The organism is Reichenbachiella sp. (assembly GCF_965233835.1).
GTDB lineage: Bacteria > Bacteroidota > Bacteroidia > Cytophagales > Cyclobacteriaceae > Reichenbachiella.
Genome location: NZ_OZ247585.1, coordinates 1,989,528 through 2,003,105, shown reverse-complemented (window position 1 = coordinate 2,003,105; position 13,578 = coordinate 1,989,528). Strand labels below are relative to the sequence as shown.

The 13,578-nt window shown below is 42.6% G+C and carries 10 protein-coding genes; 6 read left to right on the top strand and 4 right to left on the bottom strand.

The annotated features are described in order from the left end of the window. Entirely contained in the window at positions 1–1,134 is a 1,134-nt protein-coding gene (locus ACO6S2_RS08650; protein WP_422362096.1) for an efflux RND transporter periplasmic adaptor subunit, read from the bottom strand. Positions 1,135–1,475: 341 nt separating this feature from the next. On the opposite strand from ACO6S2_RS08650, the gene ACO6S2_RS08645 reads away from it, so the two are divergent. From ACO6S2_RS08645 to ACO6S2_RS08620, 6 genes are all read left to right on the top strand, one after another. Further along, positions 1,476–3,281 (top strand): hypothetical protein, encoded by a 1,806-nt coding sequence (locus ACO6S2_RS08645; protein WP_422362095.1) that lies wholly within the window; start codon positions 1,476–1,478, stop codon positions 3,279–3,281. Positions 3,282–3,288: 7 nt separating this feature from the next. Next, positions 3,289–4,041, top strand: coding sequence for a hypothetical protein (locus ACO6S2_RS08640; protein WP_422362094.1), 753 nt, complete (start codon positions 3,289–3,291; stop codon positions 4,039–4,041). 13 nt (positions 4,042–4,054) lie between these two features. Next, positions 4,055–5,278: a caspase family protein gene (locus ACO6S2_RS08635; protein ID WP_422362093.1), complete on the top strand. Its 1,224-nt coding sequence runs from the start codon at positions 4,055–4,057 to the stop codon at positions 5,276–5,278. A 12-nt stretch (positions 5,279–5,290) separates the two neighbouring features. Beyond that, entirely contained in the window at positions 5,291–7,015 is a 1,725-nt protein-coding gene (locus ACO6S2_RS08630; protein WP_422362092.1) for a tail fiber domain-containing protein, read from the top strand. Positions 7,016–7,036: 21 nt separating this feature from the next. Then, positions 7,037–9,019, top strand: coding sequence for a hypothetical protein (locus ACO6S2_RS08625; RefSeq protein WP_422362091.1), 1,983 nt, complete (start codon positions 7,037–7,039; stop codon positions 9,017–9,019). A gap of 171 nt (positions 9,020–9,190) precedes the next feature. After that, positions 9,191–10,405 carry an MFS transporter gene (locus ACO6S2_RS08620; RefSeq protein ID WP_422362090.1) on the top strand — a complete coding sequence of 405 codons (1,215 nt, stop codon included), beginning with the start codon at positions 9,191–9,193 and terminating at the stop codon, positions 10,403–10,405. Positions 10,406–10,407: 2 nt separating this feature from the next. On the opposite strand, the gene ACO6S2_RS08615 is transcribed toward ACO6S2_RS08620, so the two are convergent. From ACO6S2_RS08615 to ACO6S2_RS08605, 3 genes are all read right to left on the bottom strand, one after another. Beyond that, on the bottom strand, positions 10,408–11,037 hold the full coding sequence (locus tag ACO6S2_RS08615; protein WP_422362089.1) for an FkbM family methyltransferase: 630 nt from the start codon (positions 11,035–11,037) through the stop codon (positions 10,408–10,410). Between the two features lie 212 nt (positions 11,038–11,249). Next, complete coding sequence (locus tag ACO6S2_RS08610) at positions 11,250–12,692, bottom strand: aldehyde dehydrogenase (protein ID WP_422362088.1); 1,443 nt, start codon at positions 12,690–12,692, stop codon at positions 11,250–11,252. 26 nt (positions 12,693–12,718) lie between these two features. Next, positions 12,719–13,507, bottom strand: coding sequence for an SDR family oxidoreductase (locus tag ACO6S2_RS08605; protein ID WP_422362087.1), 789 nt, complete (start codon positions 13,505–13,507; stop codon positions 12,719–12,721). Between the last annotated feature and the right edge of the window lie 71 nt (positions 13,508–13,578).

The following is a 13,578-nucleotide window of genomic DNA, read 5'->3' as shown; positions in this document are numbered from 1 at the left end:
TTACGATTTAGGTTTTATGATTTCTACTTTCATGTTTTCAGAAGCATTGGATGGACGATCAGTGACCATCATTTCCCCTGACTGTAAACCACTGATAATGGCATTATTATCCGAGACCTTGTGAACCCGCACTTTCTTAGTCACCAATACACTGTCTTGAACCACAAAAATTTCATTCTTGTTTTTCAATATCCTGCGAGGTACCTCGGCTGCATTTTCCACTGCCTTTCCAGGAATTCTTGCTTTCAAAAACAATCCATCCAAGGCCTCATATTTAGATCTTTTCTTAATATTGATAAATACGCTTACACTTTGAGAATTGGGATCGATGAAGTCGGCAACACGCGTAATCTTTCCTACCCAATTTTGTTCAAAATCAGACTCATCTACAATGGTTACTGTTTTTCCTTTTTGCACAAACTCGATATCTCTTTGTTCTACAGGCACTTCCAACTCCAATTCATCCGTACTGATGATAGTTCCAATATTAGCACCAGGACTGACCACGGACCCGACTAAATAATTGATAGAGACTACACTACCATTGAAGGGTGCGTAGATATAAAACTTTTTAAGGTTTTCTTCTTCACTTTTGATGGCGTAGTATTCGCTTAGTATGTTCTTGGCTGCCAGGAAAGTTTTTTCTTTGGATGATTTAGGTGCTGGAAGTGCCGGCAACTTTTCATCCAATTTGATTCCATCAAAATAAGACTGCCAATCATTGAAGCTATTGGGAAAATCGATTCGAATATCCGGAAGAATAGAAGCCAAAGTATGTAAGAAACTACTTTTTCGAGCTTGCAAGGTTAAATTCTCCTCTACATCATCAATTCGACAAAGCAATTGTCCCTTTTTGAACCTTGAACCTTTTTTCAAAGTAGAACTGCCACGCAGCAACTTTCCTCCTACTTCAGCAATTACGTTCAACTGTTCAGCAGATCCTACTCTACCAAAAGCTTCAATCACCGTTTCCACCCTCTGAGGCTGAAAAGGTTGAGCGGACACATAATTTTTAGCAACCGGTTTTGGTCTTTGGGGTGGTTCTTCTTTCTGACTAGAAAGCGCCTGAAAGGCAAAATATACGGCAACAACAGTTAATATAACAACTGCAAAAGATACAAGTTTTCTTCTCATTGGTGATAGATAGTAATAGTCAATCTTCTATCGCAAATTTGAATTATTTGTTTCAGATATATGATTTTATTTTATAAGCGGTTAACTCATACATATCAAGCTCAATAATCTTCATGATTCCAAATTAAGTCAAGAGCGTAAGTTTAAAACTTGTAAAAAAGCTTTGCATTTGAGATGAAATTGGCAAACCTGTTTACCAATCTTTTTTTTATTCAAAAAAATATAACTAAATTCATAATAGCATTTGAGATTTATTTTATCTTGAAAATGTAAAATTGAGACTAACCACCTTTACTATTCTAACCTTTGTTTTAGGAATATCCTTCTCATATTCCCAAAACATGCAGCTACAAACTGTTGTATCTGCAGCACATACCAATTCATCAAATGGTACCATCAGTTTATCAGGAAGCTTTGGTCAACCCCTATCAAATGTTGATAATGAAACCCTATCAGGAGGATTTTATTCAGCCGCTACCGACTTATTAAGCACAAATCTGGTTCCGTTAATCGATGTCATAGATGACTATAAATTCTCTCAATTTGACATTACGAATACAGATATATCCATAGCAGCAGATATATCCGATCTTGATGGCATAGCCTATGCTGCCATCTGGATCAGACCAATTGCAAGTGCCGCCTTCGATTCTATCCCTCTGACGCTCGAATCCAACAATAAGTACGCTTATACCCTTTCTTTGTCAGATTTTGATGAAATGGGTATCGAGTACTACTTTGTAGCTGGTGACAACACTACAAGACGAAGGCGACATCCAGCAACAGGTAGTCTTTTCGCTTACGCAACAGATCCCCAGGTCACCTTCCCAAGTACTTTGATCAGTCCGGGCAGCAGTGCTGAAGATTACAGAATGATTTCCATTCCGTATCAGATAGATCAAAATGAAGTGGCCACCTTATTGAAAAATTTGGTAGACCTGGGCGACTATGATAAATCAAAATGGCGGCTGTTTTCGCATGACGGCGGTACAGGTTTCACGGAATACCCCAACGGAAGTGCACAAAGCCTCGAAAGAGGCAGGGGCTATTGGTTATTGGTCAACGACAAAAACAACCAAACACTCAACATGGGAACCAATGTAACGGCCTCGGCAAACAATCAGGAAAATCTTTTCACTATGAACTTGCAAAGTGGATGGAACATGATTGGCAATCCCTATACCGTACCTATCAGTTGGGAAAATGTGAGAACATACAATAGCACAGTTGATATCGGAACCATAAAATTGTTTGAAGATGCGTACGAGAATGGGGACGAATTGCTGGCCTTTCAAGGTGGAATTGTATACCTCGAAGGGTCTGATACCTCCATTGAAATTCCATTCTCGTCACAAGGGCCATCTGGGGGCCGCATCAAACAAGAACCATTTGAAAATGACCTCAGCGCTGAAAATTGGGAGCTCCCGCTTACACTTATACAAGGAGACCGTAGAAATCTACTCGGTGGTATTGGTATGCATAGCCTGGCCAAGACCGAGAAAGATCATTTCGATGATCACAACCCTCCTCGTTTTGCTTCTTTTCTGGAAATGAATTTTCCGCACCCAGAGCACCTTTTGGGTTCATTTAGCCGAGATATTGTGAAGAGACAATCACAATACAAGTGGCAATTCGATTTGAATGCCAATGAAAACAAGCCCATCACGATTCAATGGGACAATGGAAGGTTTGGCAACAATTCAGTAGAAATTTACCTGTTCGATACTGTTCATCGGCGGTTGATAGACATGAGAACCACAAACACCTACACGGCCGACAATAATGCCCGGCTTGAGATTTATTACGGAAAGGACGTGCTGGAAGAAATGAGTCCTGAAAAATCAATTGTTGGGGTACCATATCCGAACCCCGTTACTGACAATCATCCGTTCCTGACCATTCCGTTGGTATTATCTACACTGGACAACCATCATACCGTCAACGCTGTGATTTACAGTAAAGAAGGTCGAATGATCAAGGAATTATACAAAGATGAATTGACCCCAGGCCTTTATCATCTGGAATGGGACGGCGTTTCGGATCAGGGCATTCGAGCCTCATCAGGCATGTATTTCTATCATGTTATTATCCGATCGGGACAACGACCGGCAATTAGGTCTACTGGTAAAATTTTTATTTCAAAATAGCAGATTGATGTCTAGATATGAACTCATATTAATGCTTGGATTCTCCTTGATTACCGTGTCGGCGTTTGCGCAGAATATCGTCATGGAAAAAATTGAATTATCAAATGGCAAGATCAATGTATTTTATACACTGGAAGATTCCAACCCCAATCATGAATACCAGATCGACCTCTATTCATCCAAGGATAATTTTGCCGTTCCGCTTACTAAGGTCACTGGTGAAGTAGGCAACGAAATCAAACCAGGTGTTTACCACATGATCAGTTGGGATGCCTACGAAGAAATCGGTGGGTATGAAGGAGAACTAGCTTTGGAGATCAGGGCCAGGGTTTATATTCCTTTTGTAAAGATCACTGGGTTCAACGAAGGAGCCAAGTACAAGAGGGGCCAGACCTATCCGTTGCTTTGGAAATCAGGGAATATGGGCGGCCAGATAGATATAGAATTGTACAGAGATCAATCCAGAATAGATGGAGATCGCAACGTACCCAATAATGGCAAATATGAGTATGCATTCGACGGTTCGGTAAAACCGGGTAAAGACTATCGGCTAAAATTTACTAACACCCGAAACAGGGATGAGTCGACATATACGGGATATTTCCGGATTGTACCAAAAATTCCTGTTGTACTAAAAATAGGTGCATTGGCCGGCATAGCTGCGGGCGCCTACCTGCTATTAAATTCATCCGGAGGTGGTGAAAACACTCCTGCGGGAGCCGAACCACTCCCTGGTCATCCCGACTTTCCTGACCCATAAAATTTCAAAAGCTATGAAAAATTACATCTACAAACTGGCAATGGCTGCGATTCTTTTTTGGACGTGCACTACCCATGCACAAAGCCTCAAAAGCAAAAGTGTAGCATTCGATATCAACCTGACTGATTCTAAGAACCTGAAAAGTGGTTCGGTACCCTTCATAGAGTGGGTGGAGCCTGCCAATGAAACCGTTTTCCTAACTGATAAAAAGTTGTATTCTAAGCTCAAAATCAAATCTGCTTCTCCCATCAAGAATATAAAGCTCAATTTGCACGAGCATACCAATGCAAATATGCGAGGCTTCAATTCGGATGAAGCCACCCTAAGGGGTAGTATGTCTGTCCAGCCGGAAGAACATCAACAACAAGAAATGATAATTGAAAGAGACATCACTATGATGGACGGAATTAATGTACTGGAAATTGTGGTAGAAAATACCGATGGCATCGTATCCAAAAGCTTTCGTATCATTCATGTAGGAGAAACTGCCCTGGCGGATGCCGCAAAATTGCATCGAAAAGATCGGGCTGTTTTTTTCCTTACAGATAAGTTTGATAACTGGTCCGATTTGGTCAACCCTATCCATGATGGTCGCACCATATCCTCTCTGCTCGAAAAGTACTATGGCTTCGAAATTGAGATTATTGAAAACCCCTCACAAGATGTTATCTTCAGTAAGCTGCGAGAGTATAGCGAACTAGAGTATGCGCCACTGGATCAACTTATGGTTTTTTTTGCCGGACATGGCTATTTTGACGAAGGTTTCAAAGAGGGTTTTGTGGTTGTCAAAGAATCGCTGAAAACTGATCCTGGAAAAACCTCCTATGTGTCGTACAACAGGCTTCGAAACATCCTCAACGTCATCCCTTCAGAGCATGTATTTCTGATGATGGATGTCTGCTTTGGTGGCACATTCGACAATGCTATTGCCACTTCCAGAAGTGCAGAAATTTATGAAGAGGTTTCTCAATCAGACTATATTCTCAGAAAACTATCAGTCAAAACCAGAAAATACCTGACCAGTGGCGGTAAGGAATACGTAAGCGACGGCATTCCTGGAAAACATTCACCATTTGCAAAAAACATAATAGAATCACTGAATAGTTTTGGCGGTAGTGATGGTATACTGACGCTCAACGAGATTTATTCTTATGTAGAAAAACTAACCCCGGAGCCGCGAATTGGCAAGTTTGGAGACAACGCTCCCGGAAGTGAATTTGTATTTGTAGTCAAATAAATCAATAATGCAATGAAGAGGCTAACCTTATTATTCGCCAGTATATTATTTACGCTATGCACCTATGCTCAGGTGAATGGCACCTTATCTTATCAGGGCTATCTCACCGATAACGATGGAGAACCCGTCAACGATGGAGAAACACACAGCTTTGTTTTTACCTTTTATAATGAGGGGGGTACAGCTGTGCTGTCGCGGACCATTACTTCTGAGGTAGACAAAGGCTTATTTTCTGTGATTATCGGTGGTGGCACAGGCGACAATAGCGCCCTGCCTACGGATATATGGGACGAGGAGTATACCATAGGCATTGCCGTAGATGGTGGCACAGAATTGACTCCAAGGGTACCGTTAACTACCGTACCTTATTCATTTCAGGCCGAGACTGCCAACAATGTAGATGGTGCTAATATTTCAGGATCGATTGATGCCACACAGCTCTCAGGAACCATCGCCAATGGGCGACTTGATACGGACTTGCAGGATCTTGCTGATGGTGAATTGTCTGGTGATAAAATAGGCACAGGCATATCAGCCGACAATATCACATCTGGCACGTTGGAAAACACAAGATTGGATGCGGATTTGCAAGACCTGGCGGATGGTTCATTGACGGGATCTAAAGTTGGTTCCGGAATCAGTGGAGGAAATATATCAGATGGCACAATGACAACAGCTAAAATAAGCGGAACCATTGCCATTGAAGACGGAGGCACCAACGCAGCTACTGAAGCCGCTGCCAGAACCAATTTAGGACTGGAAATAGGCAGTGACGTGCAAGCCTATGATGCAGATCTAGATGACCTGGCCGATGGTTCACTTTCTGGTTCGAAAGTAGGCACTGGAATAAGCGCCGATAATATCACCACAGGTACATTGCTAAATGCCCGACTAGATGCTCAACTTCAAGATTTGGCTGATGGCGAGCTCTCCGGATCGCTTGTGGGTACAGGCATTAATGCTGGAAATATCACAACTGGAACTGTCGGTAATGGCAGGCTGGATGCGGATCTGCAGGACCTGGCCGATGGTTCACTCACAGGTACTTTAGTAGACCCTGATTTTGGCACACAGGATATTCAAACTACAGGCGATCTCGCGGTAGGAGGTTCAGGCACTACCACCTTGCAAGTGACGCATAGCAATGGCAACCCCTCATCAGGCGAAGGGCTTTCGCTCCTGAATGGCTCGGCACGATGGACATTTGCGGCTCAGTCGGGCGGAGAACTTTATCTCTATTATGGAACAAGTAGCCTCAGGGGTATATTCAGCAATACCGACGGGGCATATACCAATTCATCCGACCGAAGAATAAAGAAGAACATCAGTGATTTGGACAACATTCTTCAGAAAGTAGTTCAAGTGCCAATTTATAGCTACCACTACAATAGCCAACAAGACGCTGAACAGAAAAAAATTGGTACAATCGCGCAGGATCTTTTACCCATATTTCCATCTATGGTGCAGTACTCCAAGGAGAACGACTTCTACACAGTAAACTACTCCTCACTAAGTGCAGTCGCAATCAAAGCCATCCAAGAGCAGCAAAAAATAATTGACGAATTGCGTGAAGCGTTGGAAAACACAAGAGAGGAACTGTCCAATCTAAAAAATCAAGGTAATGAGATGAAGGCACTCCTATATAATCAGGAACAAAAGATCGAGCAGCTATTTGAATTGATTGGGCAAAAACAACCAACCAACAATAAAATTGCATACAAGGAGAAAAGCAAATAAGGAAAATTAACCGAATACCAAATGAAACTACATTTACTAAAATCAATCACCACAATTTTTATGGTAGCACTCATGAGTGGGTGCTGTGAATTTTTCCCAGACCTATGCGAGGACCCCAGCATTAGCGTACGAGGACTTGTACTGGACTATGATATGAATCCCATAAACGAAGCAGATGTAGTGGTATACTACACTGTCGACGGTCAAATTTTGAAGGTCGAAGGGTCTACCAACACCGAAGGTAACTTTGATCTCAAAGTGGACAAATCTGTCAAATACACGCTGAATATTTCTAAAAAGGGATTCGGCTTTGCTTCGGCCATTTTTCAAAATGAAAATGGACTGGATTCAATCCCAGAAGACACTTATTATCTGAATAAGGCCACGGTAGTCACTATCGATGCTACCGCAGGTGGCACAGTCTCCGTAACCAATACACAAAGCCGCGGAAGTGCTTCCAGTCAGGCAGATTGGACAGAGTTACCTACAGGAACATTGCCCATGGTACTCGACGATTCTGGTAGGGTAGCAAGTTTTAGTATGCCTGCAGCTTTGAAAGACGTGTGGGATGCACAAATGAAAAAACAAATGAATTTATCCGCTACACGTGTAAGGATACCTGGCAATGCGTTGGTCAACAGATCTGGCAGCCCCGCTCAGGGCAATGTTCAGGTCGCCATCAGTGCCATTGATATTTTTGCTCCAGGCGGTATGCCGGGCAATGATATTGCGAGGAACAGCAATCGCCAATCCGGAACAATGGTAAGTTATGGTGCCATTAGTATTGATGTATTTGACGAGGAGCAATCGTACAACCTCAACGAATCAGATAAAATCACGGCAGAAATGGTCATGCCTATTCCAACCTGGAGATTAGAGTTGCAACAAGAATTTCCACGCACCGTGCCGCTGCTCTATTTCGATGAAGAAACCGGCATCTGGAACGAGGAAGGAACGGCTGTTCTTGACGATTCACTAATGGTATACAGGGCAGAATTAGCACATTTTAGTTCTATTAATATGGATATTATTAAGTCTGACCCTTCGACTTCTGCCTTGTTTACCTATGGACAAACCTGCCCAACGGTTACAAATGAAGAAATAGAAACACCCATACAGATCGAATTAGTAACGCGCGTTGGCACCGATGCACCTATTTTCCGCTATCGCAACCTGACTTCGACCTATGATTGTGCTGCCCCAATGTCGACTGACCCGTGCTTTATTTCCACTTTTGGGAGTACACACAAGTATGCTTTTTCACTCAATCGTCTACCTGTAGATGCCCCATCGGCGGTCACGCTTTTCGATGGCGACGTAGCCCGCGCTTTATTCGTTTTTAATACCCCCGCTACTGGCAATCAACTAATCACAGATGGTGGTGGCGCAACACCTAATTGTGCCGAAATGATTGCGCATATCGATGGGTCAAGTCCTTATTTGGGTGCCACCGGACCAAATGGTGACATTATATTCCCAACAACTGCAATTGACCCTATCGCAGCTATTTGTTGGGATGGTAGTAACTACATGTTGAGTGTGGCTTCCACAGACCCTGCATTCGATCCAGTGACTAATGGATGGTCCATCGTATTTAATGGTACCTTGAATGGATTTGAGTCAGCCAACTATGTGGATAGCCCTACGAATTGCAGCAGCTCTACTTTCTTCTTGTCCGACGCTGATAAGTTCGAACCATTCGACAACTTTTCTACGACGGACCCTACTTCTACTCCTCCTGGGGCAGTAGCCACGTGGAACGTACAAGTTTATAAGGTACTTACTACGGTTGACAATCCATCTGGCATTGACATGTCGGCATTCTGCTACTATGCAGACTGCGACCATGATAGCAACGCCGGCACACCTGATGTACCCTGTTACGTACACCCTGATATTGATGCTGACAATACCCTGGATATCCGATTATTTGAACTGACGCTGAATAGTGACCCTACCCCTGTTACTGTGAACGTAGCGGAGTGTGGTTTTACTACACCTTAATAATTAATGTTTTTTCTACTTTTCCAAAGTTCAAACTTTGGAAAAGTAGAAATTCAACCCTCTCCCAAAAAATGCAGTCCATCATACCGTCTGACCTAAGATTTAAGTACTTCGTCAAAAAAAAGTAACTCAGAGACCCTCATTGCGTTAGTCCTGCCAACTACTCAATTTATGAACAAAGGTCAACTCAACGCTCGAATCATTCTGTTCTCTCTATGGTTATTGATGTTTGCGGCTAGTAGCCAATTCTTCATCATGTCTCCTATCCTATCTCAGATAGGTGAGCAACTGGACATTACAGAATCCCTGAGAGGTACATTGATCACCGCTTATGCCATTACACTGGGGATAGTAGCGCTCATCACTGGTCCCATTTCAGACCGAGTGGGACGAAGAAAGATTCTATTGATTGGTGCAGGGGCTATGGCCATTTCCTTATTGATGCATCAGTTTGCTTTTGATTACTGGTCTATGCTTGGGTTTAGGGTCTTAGCAGGTTTTGCCGGAGGCATCCTTACAGGGTCATGCGTGGCATACATTGGTGATTACTTTCCATGTGAAAAAAGAGGTTGGGCCAATGGTGTAGTTGCCACAGGTAGTGCCGCTGGACAAATCTTAGGTATTCCTGCCGGAACCATTTTAGCCGGTGAAATTGGCTTCTTTGCCCCCTTTCAATTTTTTGGATTTGTCATGGTCTTCGCCTTTGTCTTGATATTAATTAAAGTACCTCAACCCCAAGTGGAGAGTTCTACTTGTCCTTTGAATCTAAATCACTCGATTAAAAAATATTGGGAGATTTTACACGTACCTTCAGTAAAAACCATTGCCATGGGCTATCTGTTGATGTTTTTGAGTATCTCCTCTTTTATAGTGTACTTCCCTACCTGGCTGGAAAATTCCTTTCGCGCAAATAGTTACGACATTGCCACTTTGTTCTTAATTGGCGGGCTGGCCACAGTTTTTACGGGGCCTATATCAGGAATGATCTCTGACAAAACCGGCAGAAAGCAGATAATTATATTCTCCAATCTATTGCTCGTCATCATCATGCCACTGTGCGTGTTCTTTCTCAACATGAACTATGAGATGTACTTCGTCGTTTTCTTTATCATCATGCTTCTTATTGTAGCACGTATGGTACCCTTTCAAGCCCTGGCTTCAGAGGTTATCCAAGACAATCAACGAGGACGCATGATGAGCATGACCATTTCGATCGGTCAGCTGGGGATGGCCTTAGGTTCCGCTGTTGCAGGCTTCATCTATACTGACATTGGTTTTATCGGTAACGCCACACTGGCTGCTTTGGCCTCCTTCTTAATGGCTTTTTTGATTCAGAAGTACATTCCAGAGGAAGGACTCGCCATACAGAAGTCCAACGGCTTGTAGCATCAACTTGCCTCTTTAAGCCTGAAATACAGGTTTTTCAATACGAAACCTTCCAGTCCGTATCCTCTGACATCCAAATACTCAACTATCTGATGGCTCGCTGTTTTATAAATGTTAAAAGTCTCATCTTCAATCACAATCACCTTAGGTTTAAAAAGATCAAAATCTAAAGACTGCAACACTTGAAAATCGTGCTCCTCAGCATCAATAGAAAGAATGTCAATGCACTGCGGAGCAGAAACTTCATTCAATATGTTAGTTAGAGTTTTGGAGTGATGAACTTCAGTTTGATAGCCCAATACTTGAATTTCTTTTTCAGATAAATTTTTCTTTTCTGTTGTGGACAACCCATCGTTTGACACCTTATAAAACTCTCTTTCCCTCTCCTCATTGGATACCAAAGCACAAATTGCCCTATCCTTAGGCCTATACTTTTTATGCTTCTTTATAAGGTCTATATTGGCATCAATGCATACCCCTCTCCAACCTTTTCGATATAGCCCATAGGTATTTGATAAATGAACAGGGTGATTGCACCCAACGTCCACGTAATAACCCGGTTGATCGATGATAGGTTTATAAATACCTTCTAAGATTCTATCTTCTCCACTAAACCCAAAGCTATATTTCAAACTTCGGCCTAGAAGCAACCTCACTCCTGATGACAGGAAAATTATAACGAGCCTGTAAAGACTAAATATTGGGAATCTCCACGAAAAAAACTGCCTAAAGCTGACTCGACACTCCTGTATAAAAACACCAAAAAGGGTAAATTTTGCTCTTGAAAAACCGTTCCCATATAGTTGATTATAGAATATCCTCCTGAGCAAGCCTCTCATTCTAGCTATAGTTTAATGCAAACGTTTTGAGGCTCCGTGAAAAATCGCAGCGCTTCGAAGCCACCTTCTCTACCTACACCAGATTGTTTCATACCGCCGAAGGGTGTACGCAAGTCTCTTAGCAACCAACAATTGACCCAAATGATCCCGCTTTTGATTTGATGCGAAATTCGATGTGCACGCTTGAGATTCTGAGTCCAAACTGTGGCTGCGAGACCATAAGGTGTTGAATTGGCCATCATCAAGACCTCTTCTTCCGTATCAAACGGCATGATGGTAACTACCGGCCCGAAGATTTCCTCCTGATTCGTTCGGCAATCATGACTGAGCCCTTCTATCACTGTAGGCGCGATAAAATAACCCTCAGCACAGCCGCCATCTACAATGACTCGTTCGCCTCCTGCCAACACCATTCCTCCTTCCTCTTGAGCGAGCTTTATGTACCCCAACACCTTATTCATATGAGCTTCTGATACCACGGCGCCCATTCGAGTTTGTTCGTTTAAAGGGTCTCCTACTTTCATCTTTTGTACCTTTTCTACAAAGGCTTTTTTAAACTTTTCGTAGATAGGCCTTTCAACAAAAATCCGAGAACCACAGAGACAAATTTGACCTTGATTAGCAAATGATGACCTAATGGTTGTTTTCAACATTTCATCAAAATCGCAATCAGCAAAAATGATATTAGGATTTTTACCTCCTAATTCAAGAGATAATTTCTTAAACATCGGTGCAGCCGTGGCTGCCAACTTCTTTCCAGTTTCTGTTCCTCCAGTAAATGAAATCAAGGGCACATCCTTGTGCTCAACAATAGCCTGACCGGCTTTGTGACCATAGCCATGCACTATATTCAAAACACCTTTAGGCAAACCTGCTTCAATACAAAGCTTGGACAATAAATAGGCTGTCATGGGGGTTACTTCAGTGGGTTTTGCCACCACAGTATTTCCAGCAGCAAGAGCCGGAGCAATTTTCCAACTGAACAAGTATAAAGGCAGATTCCAAGGAGAAATACAACCCGCCACACCTACAGCAGATCGTTTGGTATAGTTGATGGCGGTACCTTCCATATAATGTGACTCCGCAGCGAAATGCTGAATACCACTAGCATAGAACCTGAAATTTGATGAAGCTCGAGGGATATCCACGCTTTTGGCTAAACTCAGAGGCTTACCATTATCAATAGATTCTGCCTTAGCCAAGTCATCAAGGTTTTCATCAATTAGGTCAGCAATCTTGTTCAGGATATTTGCGCGAGTTTCTATCCCACAAGTCGACCACCAAGGAAAGGCTTCCTTTGCTGCTTCTACGGCTAGCTTCACGTCTGCCGCATTACTATCCGGGATTTGAGAATATACCTGACCTTTAGAAGGGTTGATATTGTCAATATATGCTTTGGAAACGGGTGCTACGAGCTCACCATTGATGTAGTTCTCAATTTTTTGCATAAGTTTATTTGGGTTAGTCCTACGGTTTAGATACATCCAGTTCGACCACCATCTACAGGAATGCTCACTCCATTGATGTATCCTGCGGAAGGAGAAGCCAAAAAGGCTGCAGCGGCGGCCGTTTCTTCAGCCTGGCCAAATCTACGTGCTGGTGTTTCCATTTTCATGGCAGCTATTATTTCCTCTTCTGTTTTTCCAGTCTTTTTCGCTTTAGCCTGAACTATGCCCTCGAGTCGAACCGTGTCAGTAAAACCAGGCAACACATTATTGACTGTGATACCAAACTGTCCAAGCTCTAGCGAAAGCGTTTTAGCCCAACTGGCTACGGCACCTCGCACGGTATTAGATACACCCAATCCTGGAATAGGAACATACACGGAAGTAGAAATAATATTAATAATTCGACCGAAACCTTTTTCTTTCATTCCTGGAACCAGAGCTTGAGCAAGCAAATGATTACATTCCAAATGGGCAGTCATGGTCTCCATAAATTTAGTATAGGGTTCATCTATGATCTGTCCACCAGCAGGTCCTCCAGTATTATTCACTAAAATTTCTGGGGTAGGATTCTCTTTTAAATATTCCGTGATCTTACTCTTAAGTCCTATAGGGTCACTAAAATCTGCCTGAATAAATTGATGTGCCTGCTTGTGCGCCACCGACAGACCGTCTTTCACCTCTCTCAATTTGGATATGTTACGAGCCACAAGGGTCACACTCGCGCCCATTTGTGCCAGTTCTTCTGCTATTGCCTTTCCTATTCCCTGCGTACTACCACAAACTATGGCAGACTTTCCTTCTAAATTTAAGTTCATTTTATGGTGTCATTTAAAAAGAGTAAATATAGTTATAATGGTTTTTGACTTGAGAATAAAATATATTTTTG